The organism is Allobosea sp. NPDC055332 (assembly GCF_053645455.1).
The window spans coordinates 1,035,073-1,052,536 of record NZ_JBSHMO010000002.1; the positions used below are offsets into that span (position 1 = coordinate 1,035,073).

Annotated in this window: 14 protein-coding genes; 4 read left to right on the forward strand and 10 right to left on the reverse strand. The window is 67.1% G+C overall.

What is annotated here, in order from left to right:
• Positions 1 to 182 precede the first annotated feature (182 nt).
• A complete protein-coding gene (locus ACWIGM_RS13645) occupies positions 183 to 1,166 on the reverse strand; it encodes a bifunctional riboflavin kinase/FAD synthetase (protein ID WP_454026460.1) in 984 nt (327 codons plus the stop codon).
• Between the two features lie 83 nt (positions 1,167 to 1,249).
• Positions 1,250 to 1,690 carry a MaoC family dehydratase gene (locus tag ACWIGM_RS13650; protein WP_454026461.1) on the reverse strand — a complete coding sequence of 147 codons (441 nt, stop codon included), beginning with the start codon at positions 1,688 to 1,690 and terminating at the stop codon, positions 1,250 to 1,252.
• Positions 1,691 to 1,968: 278 nt separating this feature from the next.
• Between ACWIGM_RS13650 and ACWIGM_RS13655 the strand changes: the two genes are divergently transcribed.
• On the forward strand, positions 1,969 to 2,352 hold the full coding sequence (locus tag ACWIGM_RS13655) for a response regulator (protein ID WP_152016830.1): 384 nt from the start codon (positions 1,969 to 1,971) through the stop codon (positions 2,350 to 2,352).
• A gap of 199 nt (positions 2,353 to 2,551) precedes the next feature.
• Here the strand turns inward: ACWIGM_RS13655 and ACWIGM_RS13660 are convergent, their stop codons facing one another.
• The 3 genes from ACWIGM_RS13660 to ACWIGM_RS13670 form a co-directional block, all read right to left on the reverse strand.
• Positions 2,552 to 3,409, reverse strand: a complete 858-nt coding sequence (locus tag ACWIGM_RS13660; protein ID WP_454026462.1) for a TIGR01459 family HAD-type hydrolase — start codon at positions 3,407 to 3,409, stop codon at positions 2,552 to 2,554.
• A gap of 82 nt (positions 3,410 to 3,491) precedes the next feature.
• A complete protein-coding gene (locus tag ACWIGM_RS13665; protein WP_454026463.1) occupies positions 3,492 to 4,937 on the reverse strand; it encodes an EAL domain-containing protein in 1,446 nt (481 codons plus the stop codon).
• Positions 4,938 to 5,081: 144 nt separating this feature from the next.
• Positions 5,082 to 6,866, reverse strand: a complete 1,785-nt coding sequence (locus ACWIGM_RS13670) for a hypothetical protein (RefSeq protein WP_454026464.1) — start codon at positions 6,864 to 6,866, stop codon at positions 5,082 to 5,084.
• Between the two features lie 181 nt (positions 6,867 to 7,047).
• Between ACWIGM_RS13670 and aptA the strand changes: the two genes are divergently transcribed.
• Together aptA and ACWIGM_RS13680 are read left to right on the forward strand one after the other, a co-directional pair.
• Positions 7,048 to 8,388: an omega-aminotransferase AptA gene (gene aptA, locus ACWIGM_RS13675; RefSeq protein WP_454026465.1), complete on the forward strand. Its 1,341-nt coding sequence runs from the start codon at positions 7,048 to 7,050 to the stop codon at positions 8,386 to 8,388.
• Positions 8,389 to 8,401: 13 nt separating this feature from the next.
• Complete coding sequence (locus tag ACWIGM_RS13680; protein WP_454026466.1) at positions 8,402 to 9,505, forward strand: serine hydrolase domain-containing protein; 1,104 nt, start codon at positions 8,402 to 8,404, stop codon at positions 9,503 to 9,505.
• A 12-nt stretch (positions 9,506 to 9,517) separates the two neighbouring features.
• On the opposite strand, the gene ACWIGM_RS13685 is transcribed toward ACWIGM_RS13680, so the two are convergent.
• Positions 9,518 to 10,012 carry a peptide deformylase gene (locus tag ACWIGM_RS13685; protein ID WP_454026467.1) on the reverse strand — a complete coding sequence of 165 codons (495 nt, stop codon included), beginning with the start codon at positions 10,010 to 10,012 and terminating at the stop codon, positions 9,518 to 9,520.
• Between the two features lie 155 nt (positions 10,013 to 10,167).
• Positions 10,168 to 10,941: an SDR family oxidoreductase gene (locus tag ACWIGM_RS13690; RefSeq protein WP_454026468.1), complete on the reverse strand. Its 774-nt coding sequence runs from the start codon at positions 10,939 to 10,941 to the stop codon at positions 10,168 to 10,170.
• A gap of 130 nt (positions 10,942 to 11,071) precedes the next feature.
• Here ACWIGM_RS13690 and ACWIGM_RS13695 point away from each other — a divergent pair, with 130 nt between their 5' ends.
• Positions 11,072 to 11,974 (forward strand): LysR family transcriptional regulator, encoded by a 903-nt coding sequence (locus ACWIGM_RS13695; protein ID WP_454026996.1) that lies wholly within the window; start codon positions 11,072 to 11,074, stop codon positions 11,972 to 11,974.
• On the opposite strand, the gene ACWIGM_RS13700 is transcribed toward ACWIGM_RS13695, so the two are convergent.
• The 3 genes from ACWIGM_RS13700 to ACWIGM_RS13710 form a co-directional block, all read right to left on the reverse strand.
• Positions 11,975 to 14,179, reverse strand: a complete 2,205-nt coding sequence (locus ACWIGM_RS13700) for a 3-hydroxyacyl-CoA dehydrogenase NAD-binding domain-containing protein (RefSeq protein WP_454026469.1) — start codon at positions 14,177 to 14,179, stop codon at positions 11,975 to 11,977.
• Between the two features lie 11 nt (positions 14,180 to 14,190).
• Positions 14,191 to 15,399 (reverse strand): acetyl-CoA C-acetyltransferase, encoded by a 1,209-nt coding sequence (locus ACWIGM_RS13705; protein WP_454026470.1) that lies wholly within the window; start codon positions 15,397 to 15,399, stop codon positions 14,191 to 14,193.
• 135 nt (positions 15,400 to 15,534) lie between these two features.
• Positions 15,535 to 17,331 (reverse strand): acyl-CoA dehydrogenase C-terminal domain-containing protein, encoded by a 1,797-nt coding sequence (locus ACWIGM_RS13710; protein ID WP_454026471.1) that lies wholly within the window; start codon positions 17,329 to 17,331, stop codon positions 15,535 to 15,537.
• Positions 17,332 to 17,464: the final 133 nt, after the last annotated feature.

Here is a 17,464-nt window from a genome sequence, read left to right on the forward strand (position 1 = left end):
GGTGCGGAGGGCTGCCTTCATCACGCATGGCGGCGCCCATCCTTAGATGTCACGGGGAAGCGAATATCGTCCCGGCCTGCGCAAGCGCCCGCGCTATCAGCGCAGGGCGGCAGCCGGGCCGGTAATTCGCCGGAGCGAAACGAGGTGCGGAGCGGACATGGCCGGCTTCTAGCAAAGCGTGGTCACGGAAGGAAGGCCGGCGTCGTCGCCAGGATGCCGCGCGCCCTTGCGCTGTCGGCATCCATCTGCGTGATCAGCGCGTCGAGCGTATCGAATTTCGCCTCGCCGCGCAGGAAGGCGACGAAGGCGACGTCGACCGTCTTGCCATAGAGATCGCCCGAAAAGTCGAAGACGAAGGTCTCGAGCCTGGGTGCGCCGTCATCGAAGGTCGGGCGGCTGCCGAAGCTGGCGACGCTGTCGCGCCAGACGCCATCGATCCGGATCCGGACCGCATAGATGCCGAAGCGCAGACGGCAATCGCGGGCCAGATGCATGTTCGCCGTGGGATAGCCGAGATCGCGGCCGCGCTTGTCGCCATGGGCGATCTCGCCGCGCACGAACCAGGGCCGGCCGAGCAGCGCGGCGGCATGGCCGACATCGCCGGTTTCGAGCGCCGTGCGCACCAGCGTCGAGGAGACCGGCTCGCTTTGGAAGGCGAAGGGCGGGACGACGGCGACGGGAATGCCGGCATGGCCGGCGCGGGCCTGCAGCATCTCCGGCGAGCCGGTGCGGCCCTTGCCGAAATGGAAATCGTAGCCGCAGACGAGGCCGGCGGCGCCAAGCTGACCGAGCAGGAGCTCGTCGACGAACGCCTCGGCGGGGATGCCGGCGATGGCGCGGTCGAACGGTATGACGAAGCTGGGGGTGAGCCCAAGACCGGCGAGGAGCGCGACCTTGATCGGTTCCGGCGTCAGCCGGAACACGGGCTGCTCGGGCCGGAAAACCGTGCGCGGATGCGGTTCGAACGTCAGCGCTGCGGCGCTTGTCCCCTGCGCCGCCGCCATCTCGCCGGCGACACGCGCGAGCTCGGCATGGCCGCGATGGACACCGTCGAAATTGCCGAGGGCCAGCACCCGGCCGCGCAGATCGGCCGGCACCGGCTTGCCGGGCTCAAGGACGAAAGCGGGCAGCGCATCGAATCGCGCCGCCTCGGGAGATGAGGTCATGGAACGCTGGGTCGGCGCCGGGACGCCCCGGCTAGCCTCGTGTTTGGCCCCAAGCGGCGGGGAGCGTCAAGGCCGGCGCAGTCCTATGCCGCTGCGCGCGGCAGCGCCACCCAGGCCTCACCCTCCAGCACCGCCTTGCCGTCGACGAGGCATTCGCAGAACAGCCGGGCGCGGCGGCGCTCCGGCACCAGCTCGACCACTTCGACGCGGGCGGTGACGACGTCGCCGATCTTCACCGGCGCCAGGAAATTCAGCGTCTGCGAGAGATAGACCGCCCCCGGCCCCGGCAGGCGCGTGCCGAGCAGGGCCGAGACCAGGCTCGCCGTCAGCATGCCGTGGGCGATGCGCTGGCCGAACCTGGTCGAGGCCGCATAGCGGTCACAGAGATGGATCGGATTGGCGTCGCCCGACAGGTCGGCGAAGAGCGAGATGTCGCGTTCCATCACCGTGCGCATCAGGCTCTCGCGCTGGCCGATAGCCAGATCCTCGAAGGCATGAACTTGATAAAGCGCGCTGGTCATCATGGCGGTCTTCGCTCCTGCAGCACGGCCGGCGGCCGCGCTTGCATTGGGGATCGAGCAGCCAGCGTCTCACAGTTCGCTGCACCGCACCATTGAACTTTGGTGCCTGATGCGAGGTTCCGGCCTCCCCCAAAGGTCGTATGCCGCAAGGTCACTCGGCGACCGGGTTAACGGCTTTGAAACGTCGCCCGATTATCACGGTTGACCCAAGGTCGCCGCTCTGCGAGAGCGGCTCGCGTCGGTGCCGCAAGCGCCGCGGACTACTGGCTTGGAGCCCCGTCATGGCTGTCGACCCGTCAATGCCGATCCTGGTGGTGGACGACTATCAGACGATGGTGCGGATCATCCGTAACCTCTTGAAGCAGCTCGGCTTCGAGAATGTCGACGATGCCTCCGACGGCAATGCCGCGATCGCCAAGATGCGCGACAAGAAGTACGGGCTGGTGATCTCCGACTGGAACATGGAGCCGATGACCGGCTACGAGCTGCTGCGCCAGGTCCGCAACGAGGACGCCATCTCCGAGACGCCCTTCATCATGGTGACGGCGGAATCGAAGACCGAGAACGTCATCGCCGCCAAGAAGGCCGGCGTGAACAATTACATCGTCAAGCCGTTCAACGCGCAGACGCTGAAGTCGAAGATCGAGGCGGCCTGCGCCGCCTGAGTTTTCGGCTGCGCAGCTTTCGTTCAGCTCCCTGTCTTTCCGGGACTTCGCGCAGCGAAGGGCCCGGAATCCAGAACCGATGCCCGATCAAGGGGCGTGCTGCGATCTCAGCGCCTCCATTCTGCGCGCATCGGTTCTGGATTCCGGGCTCGCTTGCTGCGCAGCGCCCCGGAATGACGGTGTGCTTGCGCCGCTCGCCTCACCAGGCCAGATGCGGCATCGCGTAGTCGGGCCGGTGGCTCTGCCGGCCGAACCAGCCTTGCAGCGCCTCCCCCGACAAGCCCGCCATCTCCTCGGCATGGATGCCGGCGACGCACATCAGCGAGGCCAGGCCATATTGGGAGGCGCCGGCGATATCCGTGCGGATCGCGTCGCCGATCGCCAGGATGCGCGCTTTCCCGACCGTCTCGCCGCGCAGCTCCTGGCCGATGCGGATGGCGAGATCGTAGATCGGCGCATGCGGCTTGCCCGCATAGATCGCCTCGCCGCCGAGCTTCTCATAAGCCACGGCGAGCGAGCCGGCGCAGGGCACGATGCGCCCACCGCGATCGACGACCAGATCGGGATTGGCGCAGATCAGCGTCAGGTTCCGGCGGGCGAAGTCGGCGAGCTGCTCGCCATAGCTCTCGGCTGTCTCAGTCTCGTCGTCGAACAGGCCGGTGCACAGGACGTAATGGGCCTCCGCCGCCCCGACGCGCGGTGCATCGAGCCCGGCCATCAGCGGCAGGTCGCGCGGCGGACCGAGATGGAAGAGCGGCTCGCCGGCGCGGTGGGCGATCAGGTCGCGCGCGACATCGCCCGAGGTGACGATCGCGTCGAAGGCATCGCCAGGGACGCCGAGCTTGCCGAGCTGGACGGCGATCTCCGAGCGCGGGCGCGGCGCATTCGAGACCAGGACGACGGTGACGCCGCCGGCGCGCATTCTGGCCAGGGCATCGCAGGCCGCCGCGAAGGGCCTGACGCCGTTATGAACCACGCCCCAGATGTCGCAGAGGCAGAGCTCGTACTGGCCGATCACGGCGGAAACGCCGGGCAGAAGGCGGGTCGATGACGGCACGGACTTAACTCCAGCAAACAGGCGCGGCCTGTTTACGCGGCTTCGTCGGCGCGGGCCAGCGCTTCAATCCCCGAGGATCGGATCAGGCTGTGGCGCGGCGCAGGATATCGCGGAAGGGAACGCGCTTCACGGCCGCCGGCGCCATCGCGGGATGCTCCACCACTTCGGCGGACATGGCTGGCGCCGCGGCGGCGGCCGGCATCGGAGCCGGCACCATCTCCGGCTGTGGCTCGACGAAGACCTCGGGCCGGACCGGACGCGGTGGCGAGAAGACGACGCCCTGACCGAAAGCGATGCCGAGGTCGAGCATGTCCGCGACCATCGGGTCGTCCTCGACCTCCTCGGCGACGAGCTGGATCGAGCCGCGGGCGAGCTGCGTCGCGAGATCTCCGACCGCGATATCGGCGAGCTTGCCGCCGCGCGCCTCAGCCAGCAGCAGCGCTGCGGACGCCTTGACGAAGCGCACGCCGCGATCATGCAGCGACACCGGATCGAAGCGCAGATCGGAGACATGATCGAGCGCAAAACGCACGCCATTGGCCGACATCGCGCCGAGCAGGCCCAGGCTCGCCGGCTCAAGCGTCCGGAAAACGCGCTGCGGCACCTCGATGACGAGATTGCCGATATGCTCGTGATATTTTTCCAGGATGCGCGACAGCGCCGCCAGGGCACGCGACGAGCCCCAGGTCGCCGCGCTGAAATTGCAGGAGACGAAGAGCTCGCCGGGCTTGCTGCCGAGATGGCGGGCGATGGCGAGCGCGCGCGTCAGGACGAGTGCATCGAGCGTCGGGCCGAAGCCGCGTTCTTCGACCGTCGTCAGGAATTCGGAGGGGAGCAGCAAGGTCTTCTCGTCGAGCCTGAGCCTGACGAGGGCTTCATAGCCACGCGTCCGACGCTGCGGCAGGCTGACGATCGGCTGGAGATGGACCTCGACCTGCCCCTTGGCCAGGGCCTCGCTGATCAGGGCGGCGCGCTCATCGGCGGCGCGCCGTTGCGCCGCCTCGGCTGGGTCCTGCCGGGTCGCAGTCAACGGCTCGGGTAGGCGCGGGGTGACGCGCTCCGGCGGGAAGGCCGCGAGGCGTACCGGTTGCGGCGGCGGAGCGGCAAGGCGCCCCTCGATCCGGCTGAGCTGGTCGTCATGCTCGCCGAGCGTCGTCGCGACCTGCTGCAGGAGATCGCCGAGCAGGCCGACCTCGGCCGTCAATTCGTGGAGCATCGCCTTGGCAGGGGCGGCGTCGGCCTCGCCCATCGGCAACTGGTCGAGGCGCTTCGCCATCGCGTCGACGCGGATAGCATTGGTGGCGAGGCGGACCTTGACCTCGCCAAGCGCGGCGAGCAGCTGCTCGCGCTCCCGCGCCGAATTGCGGCGCGCCAGGGCAGCGGCCCCGGCGAGGCCGAGTCCGGCGCTCAGCAGTCCCAGCGCATTGGCGAGATTGCCCGGCAGCAGCAGGATGGCGGCAGCGCCCAGTGAAAAGCCAGCGACGCCGCTGGCGGCCGGAGAAAGAGCACTGAGGCGGATGCGAGCCAAGGGCTGAAATCGCGCAAGGGGTTGAGGGGTAACGCTACGCTACGAATCAGCTGCGACGAGCGCAGAATAGCGGCCTGATTCAGCGACTGCGAGGCCTATCGGCAAATCTCGCGCTTATGCCCGAATGCATGCACAGGATCTGCATCAATGCGGCGGCAGTCCGACCTGCCCGATCGCCGCAAGGATGCGATCGCTGGCAGCCTGGGAGAAGCCTTTGCGCGTCAGATAGAGGCGCGCATCGAGGGCAAACAGCGGCTCGGTCCGCCCAAGCTGCCGCACGACCTCCTCCAGCTCGACGCGGTCCCCGACGGCAGCACTCGCGACGGCGCGCGCAACCAGAGCGAGCGGCGACTCTTCCGCCTTGATCAGAGCCGCCTGATTTTCGGCGAGCTTGCTCGCATCGGTCAGATAAGCGGCAAAATACAGGAAGACATCGTACCAGGACGGCCGGCCATTGCTCAGCGCGACGGCGCGCTCGAGCAGGGGCAGTCCCTCCGCGGCCCGATCGAGCTGGACATAGCGCGCGCCGAGATCGGCCATGATGTCCGGGTCGTACGGGTTGCGCGCCAGGGCCTCGCGCCCTGATTTGAGCGCTTCCTCGGTCATGCCGCGCAGGAACTGAGCCTCCATCATCGCCTGGTGCGCACGCGCACTCGACGGCGCCAGCCTGATCGCCGTGACCGCCGCGGCGAGAGCACGATCGAGCGGCGAACCCTGGCGGGAATTCAGGCCGGAGGCGTATTCGTCGGCGGTCAGCAACGCCAAATGCGCCCAGGCGGGGTGGAATTCGGGATCCTGCGCGACGAGCGCATCGAGGCAGTTGCGGGCAGCCAGATGCTCCTCGACCTTCATGTGCCGGCGGAAGTTGAGCGCCTGATAGACGCAGCTGACCGCCGGCGGCAGGGACGCGAGGCGAAGGTCGCCGTGCAGGACCCCATAGGGCTGGGCAAGCCGGATCGCCAATCGCTGCGCGGTCTCGCGCAACTCCGCGCCATCGCCGAGCCCGGCGAGGCTGCGTTCGCCGGAAGTAGTCCAGACGACGCGGCCATCCTTCGCGGCGCTGAGCCGCACGAAGCCCTCGACCTTGTCACCGGCCCGCGCGGTATTGAGGGTCAGGACATAGTCAGCCCCCTCCTCCGGCCGCAGCGCCGTGCCCGGCGCCTTGACCACCAGCAGATCGTCGAAACGAGCCATGGTGTCGACGAGATGGCGCATGAACAGGCGGGTGACGTCCTCGACCACGGGATCGACGATGTCGCCGGCGACGACGACGGCAACCACCGGCAGGCTCGCCGGCGCCGTGGCCGGGTCTGCGGCAGGCACCGAGGCGACCTGATCCGGCGCGACGGGCACGGCAGGCCGCGGCGCCGGCACGTCGCTCCGTGACACGACCGCACCATGCTCGGGCTCGATCCCGGAGACATGCCAGGTCAGCAGCCCGACCAGGGCCGCGAGCAGGGCTACCGTGGCGGCTGCATAGAGCCGGAAACGCCTCGGCCCGGCGGTCGGCGTGACGGCCTGCACCGGCCCCGGCATCGCCGTGATGGCTTCCGGCTTCGGCACGATGCGCCGCGTGAAAATCGGCACATAGGCGCCGACCGGAATGGTGATCCGCACGGGATCGCGAACGCCCTCGGCCGCGAAATAGAGATTGAGCGCCTTGCGCAGGCGACCGCCCTCGACCCGAACGATCGGGTCGGATTGCGGGTCGAATTCGACCGGACGCCCGAATGCTTCGACCGCGATGGTATAGCCCTTGAGCTCACCGGCGCGGCCGGCCAGGGCCTGCTCGACGACATAGCTCAGAAAGGCCGTCAGCTGCGGGGCGCTGCGAAAAATGTCGGAGGCAAGGACACGGTCCAGTTCCGCGCGGATCTCCTCCGGCGCGACTGGCTCGCTCCCATCCCGACCGGCAACGCCTTCAGTCATTGGGGCGTAGTCCAGTGTTACCCCCATGCCAAAAGTACGCCAGAAACGACGTTACGTCACCTGCCCTGAAAGACGGGCTGTCGCCCGCCGGACGCAGGCATGCCCCGAGCAGACGCGGATTTACAGCCCCGACCGCGCTGCTAGGTTGAGGAAGCTTTAAAAAACTAAATGGGACCGGATCATGACCTCTGCGCCGAGCGCCATCAGCTCCCCGAACGATCTCGAAGCCTACTGGATGCCGTTCACGGCGAACCGGTCGTTCAAGCAGAATCCGCGCATGGTCGCTCGGGCCGAGGGCATGTTCTACTATACACCCGAGGGCAAGCCGGTGATGGACGGCACCGCCGGCCTGTGGTGCTGCAATGCCGGCCATGCCCGCGAGCCGATCATCCAGGCGATCCAGGCGCAGGCGCGCGAGCTCGACTACGCCCCCTCCTTCCAGTACGGCCACCCCAAGGTCTTCGCCGCAGCCGCCCGCATCGCGGCGCTGGCGCCGGGCGATCTCGACCATGTCTTCTTCGCCGGCTCCGGCTCGGAAGCGGCTGACTCCGCGCTGAAGATCGCCCTCGCCTACTGGAACGTCTCGGGCAAGGGCTCGAAGACCAGGCTGATCGGCCGCGAGCGCGGCTATCACGGCGTCGGCTTCGGCGGCATCTCGGTCGGCGGCATGGTCAACAACCGCAAGTTCTTCGGCGGGCTGCTCACCGGCACCGACCACATCGCCCACACCTATGACCGCGAGAAGCAGGCTTTCAGCAAGGGCGAGCCGGAGTATGGCGCGCATTTCGCCGATGATCTCGAGCGCGTCGTCGCCCTGCACGACGCCTCGACCATCGCCGCCGTGATCGTCGAGCCGATGGCCGGCTCGACTGGGGCGCTGCCGCCGCCGAAGGGCTATCTCAAGCGGCTGCGCGAGCTCTGCGACAAGCACGGCATCCTTTTGATCTTCGACGAGGTCATCACCGGTTTCGGCCGCCTCGGCTTCGCCTTCGCGGCCGAGCGCTACGGCGTCATCCCGGACATGATCACCTTCGCCAAGGGCGTCACCTCCGGCACGGTGCCGATGGGCGGCGTGATCGTGCGCAAGCACATCTACGACGCCTTCATGAAGGGCCCGGACAACGTCATCGAGCTGTTCCACGGCTACACCTATTCCGGCCACCCGCTCGCTGCCGCCGCGGCGCTCGCCTCGCTCGACATCTATCGCGAGGAGGGCCTGTTCGAGCGCGCCCGGGCGATGGAGAACAGCTGGGCCGATGCGGTGATGAGCCTGAAGGGCGAGCCCAACGTCGTCGACATCCGCACGCTCGGCCTGGTCGGCGCCGTCGATCTCGCGCCGCGGGCAGAGGGCGTCGGCAAGCGCGCCTTCGAGGCGATGGACCGCCTCTTCCGCGATGAAGGGCTGATGGTCCGTACCGCCGCCGACACGATCGCCTTCTCGCCACCGCTGATCATCACGGAAGCACAGGTCGAGGAGCTGATCGGCAAGCTGCGCCGGGTGATCCGGGCGGTGGCGAACTGAGGCCGCGCCAGCCATGGATCGGCGCGCCTTCCTGGCAGGTGCCAGCGCGGCATTGACGGCAATTCCGTCGGCCGCGCAGGCACCGGCGCGCTCCTGGCAGACATCGCCGCTCGCAGAAGCCGGCTTCCGGCCCGATGCGAGCGAGCGCATCGAGAAGGCCTTCGCGGCCGGCGAGCTCAGCGGATTGCACGGGTTCGTCGTGCTGCGGCACGGCAGAATCGCGCTGGAGCACTATTTTGCCGGCGCTGACGAGATCTGGGGCGACAGCCGCGGCACTGTCAGCTTCAACGCCGATGAGCTGCATGATCTGCGCTCGGTGTCGAAGAGCATCGTCGGCCTCCTCTATGGCATCGCCGTCGCGGACGGGTCGGCCCCGAAGCCCGACGCGCCGCTCCTGGCGAGCTTTCCGGACTATCCCGACCTTGCTGGCGACGCTGACCGGCAGCGGCTCAAGGTCGAGCATGTCCTGACCATGACCATGGGCCTCGCCTGGGACGAGTCGCTGCCCTATAGCGATCCGCGCAACAGCGAGATCGCGATGGAGTACGCCCCCGATCGCTATCGCTTCGTGCTCGACCGGCCGATAGCACGCCCGCCGGGCGAGGCCTGGACCTATAGCGGCGGCGCGACGGCCCTGCTCGGCCATCTCCTCGCCAAGGGCAGCGGCAAGCGGCTCGGCGAGTTCGCCAGGGAGCGTCTGTTTGCGCCGCTCGGCATCGATCGCTTCGCCTGGACCAACGGCCTCGACGGCCGGGAAGCTGCGGCATCGGGCCTGCGGCTGCGGCCGCGCGATCTCGCCGCGATCGGGCAGTTGCTGCTCGACAAGGGCAGCTATGCCGGCCGCCAGATCGTGCCGGCGGCCTGGCTGGAGCAAAGCCTGACGCCGCGGACGCGGACCAGGGACGGGACTGGCTACGGCTATCAGTGGTATCTTGGCCGCGACAGCTCCGGCGAAACCTGGTTCGGCGCCTTCGGCAATGGCGGCCAGCGCCTCGTCGTCGCGCCCAAGCAGCAGCTCGTCATCGCCATCACCGCGGGCAATTACAACAAGCCGGGCAATTGGCAATTGCCGGTCAAGCTGACGACCGAATTCGTCTTCGGCGCGCTGGCGCAGTAGCCGACAGGCCGCTCACCCCCGCCGCAGCTTGTTGTAGCGGGCGATCAGCCGGTCGCGCTTGAGGCGTGACAGGCGGTCGATCCAGAAGACGCCGTCGAGCTGGTCGATCTCGTGCTGATGGCAGACAGACAGCAGGCCGTCCGCGTCCTCGCTCTGCTCCTTGCCGTCGAGATCCTGATAGCGCAGGCGGATGCGGGCATGGCGTTCGAGTTCGTCGGTGACGCCCGGCATCGAGACGCTGCCCTCGGTATGTCGGATGGTTTCGCGCGACACCTGGTCCAGTTCCGGATTGACATAGGTGCGGACCTCTCCGGGCGAGAGCTCCAGTACGACAAGCCGCGAGAGCACGCCGATATGCGGCGCGGTGATACCGATGCCTGGCGCCGCCCGCATCGTGTCGAGAAGGTCTTCGGCAAGCGCACGCAAATCCGCATCGAAACGCGTGACCGGTGGAGCGGGCAGCCGCAGGCGCGGATCGGGGAAACTCAGAATCGGTCGAACAGGCATCGCAATATCGTCGTGGGTTTCCCCGGCTACGGCGTCGCTGTGAGGGCAGCGTAGCAACCCAGACAGCGGCACTCCACACTCTCTGGATTGCAATGCGTCGTTTCCCACAAGGCCGGTATCGCGATCTGGCCGGACACCAGCCTAATTCTCCGCGCTCACTTGGTGGTGTAGCCGCCATTGACCAGGATGGTCTGGCCGGTCATCCACCAGCCATCCGAGACGAGGAAGCGGATGAAGGGGACGATGTCCTCGATATGGGTCAGCCCCGTCGGCGAGAACTTCGACAAAGCCGCCGCGGTCTTGTGATAGGCGACCGCATCCGCCCCTTCCGCCGGGTAGAAGAACGGCGTGTCCATCGGGCCAGGGCCGATCGCGGAGACCGAGATGCCGCGCTCGCCGAACTCCTTGGAGGCGGCGCGGGTGAAATGCTCGACCGGAGCCTTCATGCCGGCATAGGCGGCATAGAACGGTGTGAAGGCGCCGAGCAGCGAGGTCACCACCGTGGTGATCTTGCCGTTGTCGTTCAGCGCCTTGCCGGCCTCCTTGAGGAAGAAGAAGGCCGATTTCGAGTTCACCGCGGCCATCTCGTCGTATTCGGCCTCGCTGATCTCGGCCATCGGCTTCTTCAGCACCTTGCCGACGGTGTTGATCGCTATATCCGGTCGGCCGAGCGCGGCGACCACGTCGGAGAACAGCTTCTCGACGGCGCCGGCGGTGGTGAGATCGGCCTGAAAGGCGGCCGCCTGCGCACCCGCCGCCTTGACGGCAGCGACGGTCGCGTCGGCCTCCGCCTTGGTCGCGGCGCTGTTGTAATGGATGGCGACCGCCCCGGCGCCGTGGGCGGCGAGATCGCGAGCCAGCAAACCGCCGAGATTCTTGGCACCGCCGGCGATGATAACGGTCTTGCCCCTGATGCTGTGGTCGGCCATGGCCTCGTCTCCTGCTGTCGCTGCGAGCCCTGCCCGCCTCGTCAGCAAGGTAATCGGCCGATTGTCCGGATAAAGCTGGATAAGTTGACATGACTTGTCAGCCAGAACGAACAATCGCATCGTCCCGGCCATGGACCGGATCGAGCTCTTCGCCACCTTCGCCCGCGTCGTCGAATGCGCCAGCTTCACCCGCGCCGCGGCGACGCTCGGCCAGCCGCGCTCCTCGGTCTCGGCGGCGATCCGGCTGCTGGAGGACAGGCTCGGGACACGGCTGCTGCATCGCACGACCCGCCATGTCGCGCCGACGCAGGACGGACTCGCCTTCTATGAGCGCTGCCTGCGATTGATCGCCGAGGTGGAGGAAGCTGAGACGCTGTTCCGCAGCGCCGGCGACGGGCCGGCCGGCAAGCTCAGGATCGACGTGCCCGGTCGGATCGGCCGGCTGATCATCGCGCCGGCCCTGCCCGATTTCCTGGCCCGCTATCCGGACATCTCCGTCGCGCTCGGTGTCACCGACCGGGCGGTCAATCTGATCGAGGACAGCGTCGATTGCGTGCTGCGGGTCGGGCCGCTCAGCGATTCCAGCCTGATCGCGCGCAATCTCGGCGAGCTCAGGCTGATCAATGTCGCGAGCCCGGCCTATCTCAAGCGATTTGGCATACCGGAGCGGCCAGACGAGCTGTCACGGCACGAAGCGGTGCATTACGCCTCGCCTTCGACCGGCGCGGTCGAGGACTGGCAATGGCTGGAGGGTGAGCGGCTACACAGCCGGGCGATGGCCGGCCGCGTCACCGTCAACAGCGCGGAAGCCTATATCGCCTGCTGCCTCGCCGGGCTCGGGCTGATCCAGATCCCCGCCTATGACGTCGCCGCGCATCTTGAGGCGGGCGAGCTGGTTGAGGTGATGCCGGAGCACAGGGCGGAGCCGATGCCGGTCGCCCTGCTCTACCCGCACCGGCAGCATCTCTCGCGCCGCCTCAAGGTCTTCGCCGACTGGCTGGAGCCGCTCCTGAGGGAACGGCTCTTCGCCTGATCAGGCCGCAGCCTTCTTCTCGGCGCTGCCGTAGAAGCTCTCGCCGGTCTTGGCCATGCGCTTCAGCAGCCGGTTCGGCTTGAAGCGCTCGCCATGCTTCTTGGCCAGGCTCTCGCAGAGCTTCACGAAGGCGGCCGCGCCCATATTGTCGATATAGGAGAGCGTGCCGCCGCTATAGGGGGCGAAACCGAAGCCGATGATCGAACCGACATCCGCCTCGCGCGGGTCGGTGACGACGCCCTCCTCATAGGTCTTGGCCGCTTCGAGCGCCTGCGTGACCAGCAGGCGATGCTTCAGCTCGTCCATATCGATCAGCTCGGGCTCGAGCCTGTTCTTGGTGAGCTCGGCGAGGCCGGGCCAGAGCCGCTTGGGACCGGCTTCCGGATAGTCGTAGAAGCCCTTCTTGTTCTTGCGGCCGAGGCGGCCATGCTTCTCGACCATCTCGTTGAGCAGCTTCTCCTGCGCCGGATCGACGGAGGCTTCGCCGAGCTGCGCCTTGGTCGCCTTCAGCACCTTGTAGGCGAGATCGACCGCGACCTCGTCATTGAGCGAGAGCGGGCCGACCGGCATGCCGGCCTGCTTGCCGGCGGCCTCGATCATCGCCGGCGGCACGCCTTCCATCAGCATGAGATGCCCCTCGCGGATGTAGTTGCCGACGCAGCGATTGGCGTAGAAGCCGCGGGTGTCGTTGACGACGATCGGCGTCTTCTTGATGGCGCGGACGAAGTCGAGCGCCATGGCCAGCGCCTTCTTGCCGGTCTTCTTGGCCATGATGATCTCGACCAGCAGCATCTTCTCGACCGGCGAGAAGAAATGGATGCCGATGAAATTCTTCGGGCGCTCGCTGTGCTCGGCGAGGCCGGTGATCGGCAGCGTCGAGGTGTTGGAGCCGAAGATGGTCTTGGGGCCGACCACGGCCTCGACCTTGGCGATGACCTCGGCCTTGACCTTGGGATCCTCGAACACCGCCTCGACGATCAGGTCGCAGCCCTTGAGGTCGGCATAGTCGGCCGAGGCCTTGATGCGGCCGAGCAGCGCGTCGCGATCGGCGGTCTTGGCGCGGCCCTTGGTGATCTGGTCGGTGACCAGCTTGTGCGAATAGGCCTTGCCCTTCTCCGCCGCCTCGATGTCACGGTCGACCAACACGACCTCGATGCCGGCATTGGCAGTGACATAGGCGATGCCAGCGCCCATGAAGCCGGCGCCGATGACACCGACCTTCTTCAGCTTCGAGGCCGGAACATCGGCCGGGCGCCGGGCACCCTTGTTCAGCTCCTGCATCGAGACGAAGAGCGAGCGGATCATCGAGGCCGCCTCCTTCGTCCGCAGGATCTTGGCGAAGTAGCGGCTCTCGACCTTGAGGGCGAGGTCCATCGGCAGCTGCAGGCCCTCATAGACCGCGCTCAGGATGGCGCGCGCCGCCGGGTAGTTATCGTTGGTCTCGCGGCGATAGATCGCGCTGGCCGGCGGCCAGATCTGCATGCCAGCAGGCGAATGGACCTTGTTCGAGGGCAGCTTGAACTTCGGGTCCTCCCAGGGCTGCTTGGCCTGGGGATTGGCCTTCAGCCATTCCTTGGCAGCGGCGACGATCTGGTCGCGCGGCAGGACGGCGTGGACGAGGCCGGAATTGCGGGCCGGCAGCGCCTTGATCTGGTCGCCCTTGAACATCATCTGCAGCGCGTCGCCGGTCTGCATCAGACGCGAGACGCGCTGGGTGCCACCGGCGCCGGGGAACAGGCCGACCTTGATCTCGGGCAGGCCGACGCGGGTCGAGGCATCATCCGAGACGACGCGGAGCTGGCAGGAGAGCGCGAGTTCGAAGGCGCCGCCGAGGCAGACGCCATGGATCGCCGCCGCGAACGGCTTCCCGCAGGTCTCGAGCTTGCGGTAGAGCAGCGAGAGCTTGCGGCTCTCGTCGAAGAAGCGCTGCATCGCGATCTGCTCGCCCTGCTCCTTGGCGAGCTTGACGTACAGATCGCGCAGGCCCTGCAGCATGGTGAGGTCGGCGCCGCCGGAGAAGGCTTCCTTGCCGGAGACGATGACGCAGCCCTTGATGGCTTCGTCGGAGGCGACCTTGTCGACGACCTGGTTGAGCTCTTCCATCACCTGCGGGGTGATGACGTTCATCGAGCGCTCGGGCATGTCCCAGGTCAGCGTGGCGATGCCATCAGCGTCGGTCTCGAAGCGGAAATTGACGAGGTTCATCGGCTCTCTCCTCAAACCCGTTCGATGATGGTGGCGACGCCCATGCCGACGGCGACGCAAAGCGTGACCAGAGCGGTCTGCTTGTTGGTGCGCTCGAGCTCGTCGAGCACGGTGCCGAGAATCATTGCGCCGGTGGCGCCGAGCGGATGGCCCATGGCGATGGCGCCGCCATTGACGTTGAGCACGGCGTCGTCGATGTCGAAGGCCTGCTGGTAGCGCAGCACGACCGAGGAGAAGGCCTCGTTCAATTCGAACAGGTCGATGTCCTTGACGCTCATCCCGGCCTTCTTGAGCACGAGTTCGGTGACGTCGACCGGGCCGGTCAGCATCAGCGCGAGGTCGGAGCCGGTGGTGGCGAAAGCCTTGATCCGGGCGCGGGGCTTCAGGCCCGCAGCCTTGCCGGCCTTCTTCGAGCCGACGAGCACGGCGGCGGCGCCGTCGACGATGCCCGAGGAATTGCCGGCATGATGGACGTGGTTGACGAACTCGACATCCGGATGCGCCGCCGTCGCGACGGCGTCAAAGCCGCCCATCTCGCCCATCTGAACGAAGGAGGCCTTCAGCGCGGCAAGCGCCTGCATGTCGGTCGCCGGGCGGATGGTCTCGTCACGATCGAGGATGATCAGGCCGTTGACGTCGGTGACCGGGATCACCGAGTTCTTGAAGTGACCGGCCTGCCAGGCGGCCGCGGCGCGCTTGTGCGAGCGCACGGCATAGGCGTCGACATCGTCGCGCGAGAAGCCGTACTTCGTCGCGATCAGGTCGGCCGAGACGCCCTGCGGCATGAAATAGGTGTCGATGGCGACTGACGGGTCGACCGCGATGCCGAAGCCCGAGGCGCCCATGCCGATGCGGGACATGCTCTCGACGCCGCCGCCGATCGTCATCTCCTTCTGGCCGGACATGACCTGCGCCGCGGCGAGGTTGACCGCATCGAGGCCCGAGGCACAGAAGCGATTGATCTGCACGCCCGGCACTTCCTTGCCGTAGCCAGCTTTCAGCGCGACGGTGCGGGCGATATCGGCCCCGGCCTCGCCGACCGGATCGACGCAGCCATAGACCACGTCCTCGACCAGCTTGGGATCGAGATTGTTGCGGTCCTTGATGGCGCGCAGCGTCTGCGTGCCCAGTTCGATCGCAGTGACCTCGTGGAGTGAACCGTCGGCCTTGCCCTTGCCGCGCGGCGTCCGGACGTGATCGTAGATGAAGGCTTCAGCCATCAAGGCCTCCCGGGCTGGCCGCAATTGCGGCTCGTTTCGGTCCCCGCCGTCATGGTCGGGCTTGGCCCGACCATCTCATGACGAGGCAATTCTGCAAGAGATGCCCGGGCCAGGGCCCGGGCATGAGATTCACGTTCAGAACTGCTCGGCGCTCAGCGCCATCGTGGTGTCGGAGCCGGAGGTGATCCGCGCCAGATGCGCAGCAGTCTCAGGGAGCGAGCGCTCCATGAAGAAGCGGGCGGTGACGAGCTTGGCGTTCATGCGCTCGGTCGCGCCATTGGCCCCGGCCTTGAGCTTGTCCTGCGCGACCTTGGCCATCTTCGCCCACATATAGCCGAGCGAGACCAGGCCGAGCAGGTGCATGTAGTCATGCGCGCCGGCGCCGGCATTGTCCGGCTTGGCGAGGGCGTTCTGCATGAACCACATCGTCGCCTGCTGGAGATGGCCGAGCGAGGCGGCGAGCGAGACCAGGAGCGGCTTCAGCGCCTCATCGCCCTCGTTCTCCTTCACGAAGGCACCGACCTCGTTGAAGAAGGCCATGATGGCGCGGCCGCCGTCGCGGCCGAGCTTGCGGCCGACCAGGTCCATCGCCTGCACGCCGTTGGCGCCCTCGTAGATCATGGCGATGCGGGCATCGCGGACGAACTGCTCCATGCCGTGCTCGGCGATGTAGCCATGGCCGCCATACATCTGCTGGGCCTTCACCGCATTGTCGAAGCCGACATCGGTGAGCACCCCCTTGAGCACCGGCGTCATCAGGCCGAGCTGGTCGTCGGCCGCCTGGCGCTCGGCCGCATCGTCGGAGCGATGGGCGACGTCGGACTTGATCGCGTTCCAGAGAACGAAGGCGCGAGCGGCCTCGTTGAAGGCCTTGATCGACATCAGCGTACGGCGCACGTCCGGATGGACGAAAAGCGGGTCGGCCGGCTTGGCCGGGTCCTTCGCGCCGGTCAGAGCCCGGCCCTGCAGACGGTCCTTGGCGTAGGCGACGGCGTTCTGATAGGCGACCTCGGACTGGGCTAGGCCCTGGATCGCGACGCCGAGGCGGGCCTCGTTCATCATCACGAACATGGCGTTGAGGCCCTTGTTCTCGGCTCCGACCAGCCAGCCCTTGGCCCCGTCATAGTTCATGACGCAGGTCGAGTTGCCGTGGATGCCCATCTTGTGCTCGATCGAGCCGCAGGAGACGTGGTTGTTCGCACCGACCGAACCGTCGGCACCGACCTCGTTGCGCGGCACGACGAAGAGCGAGATGCCCTTGACGCCCTGCGGCGCCCCCTCGATCCGGGCGAGCACGAGGTGGATGATGTTCTCGGTGATGTCCTGCTCGCCGGCAGAAATGAAGATCTTGGTACCGGTGATGGCATAGGAGCCGTCGCCGTTCGGCACGGCCTTGGTCTTGATCAGGCCGAGATCGGTGCCGCAATGCGGCTCGGTCAGGTTCATCGTGCCGGACCAGGTGCCCTCGGCCATCTTCGGCAGATAGGTGCGCTTCTGCTCCTCGGAGCCGTGGACATAGAGCGCGGCCATCGCGCCCATGGTCAGGCCGGGATACATGGCGAAGGCCATGTTCGCCGAGGAGGAGAACTCGTTCATGATGGCGCCGAGCGTGTAGGGCAGGCCCTGGCCGCCATATTCGGGATCCATCGCAAGCCCGACCCAGCCGCCGGCGGCGTAGGCCTCATAGGCCTGCTTGAAGCCCTTCGGCGTCGTCACCGATCCGTCGGCATTGCGCTTGCAGCCTTCCTGATCGCCGGAATGGTTGATCGGCTGGAGGACCTCCTCGCAGAGCTTGGCGCCCTCGCCGAGCACGGCCTCGACCAGATCCGGCGTCGCCTCGGCGAAGCCCGGGAGGTTGTTGTAGCGCTCGAACTGGAAGACGTCGTTGAGCAGGAACAGCGTGTCCTCGACAGGCGCCTTGTAGACCGGCATCGCATCCCTCCCTGGCGTTTCGTGCAGCCTTCGTGGCGAAGCTTGCCGGCTCGATATGACAGCGGCGCTTCGAGATAGTTCACATATAAACTATCTGCTCGCGACTTGCCAAGGGGCCGCATCAACTTTTTCG

Bases quoted from the DNA above. Each gene is read 5' to 3' on its own strand.
- ACWIGM_RS13650 (WP_454026461.1), bottom strand. From the start codon at position 1,690: ATGATGACCAGCGCGCTTTATCAAGTTCATGCCTTCGAGGATCTGGCT.
- ACWIGM_RS13655 (WP_152016830.1), top strand. From the start codon at position 1,969: ATGGCTGTCGACCCGTCAATGCCGATCCTGGTGGTGGACGACTATCAG.
- ACWIGM_RS13680 (WP_454026466.1), top strand. From the start codon at position 8,402: ATGGATCGGCGCGCCTTCCTGGCAGGTGCCAGCGCGGCATTGACGGCA.
- ACWIGM_RS13670 (WP_454026464.1), bottom strand. From the start codon at position 6,866: ATGACTGAAGGCGTTGCCGGTCGGGATGGGAGCGAGCCAGTCGCGCCG.
- ACWIGM_RS13700 (WP_454026469.1), bottom strand. From the start codon at position 14,179: ATGAACCTCGTCAATTTCCGCTTCGAGACCGACGCTGATGGCATCGCC.
- ACWIGM_RS13645 (WP_454026460.1), bottom strand. From the start codon at position 1,166: ATGACCTCATCTCCCGAGGCGGCGCGATTCGATGCGCTGCCCGCTTTC.
- aptA (WP_454026465.1), top strand. From the start codon at position 7,048: ATGACCTCTGCGCCGAGCGCCATCAGCTCCCCGAACGATCTCGAAGCC.
- ACWIGM_RS13685 (WP_454026467.1), bottom strand. From the start codon at position 10,012: ATGCCTGTTCGACCGATTCTGAGTTTCCCCGATCCGCGCCTGCGGCTG.
- ACWIGM_RS13695 (WP_454026996.1), top strand. From the start codon at position 11,072: ATGGACCGGATCGAGCTCTTCGCCACCTTCGCCCGCGTCGTCGAATGC.
- ACWIGM_RS13690 (WP_454026468.1), bottom strand. From the start codon at position 10,941: ATGGCCGACCACAGCATCAGGGGCAAGACCGTTATCATCGCCGGCGGT.
- ACWIGM_RS13705 (WP_454026470.1), bottom strand. From the start codon at position 15,399: ATGGCTGAAGCCTTCATCTACGATCACGTCCGGACGCCGCGCGGCAAG.
- ACWIGM_RS13710 (WP_454026471.1), bottom strand. From the start codon at position 17,331: ATGCCGGTCTACAAGGCGCCTGTCGAGGACACGCTGTTCCTGCTCAAC.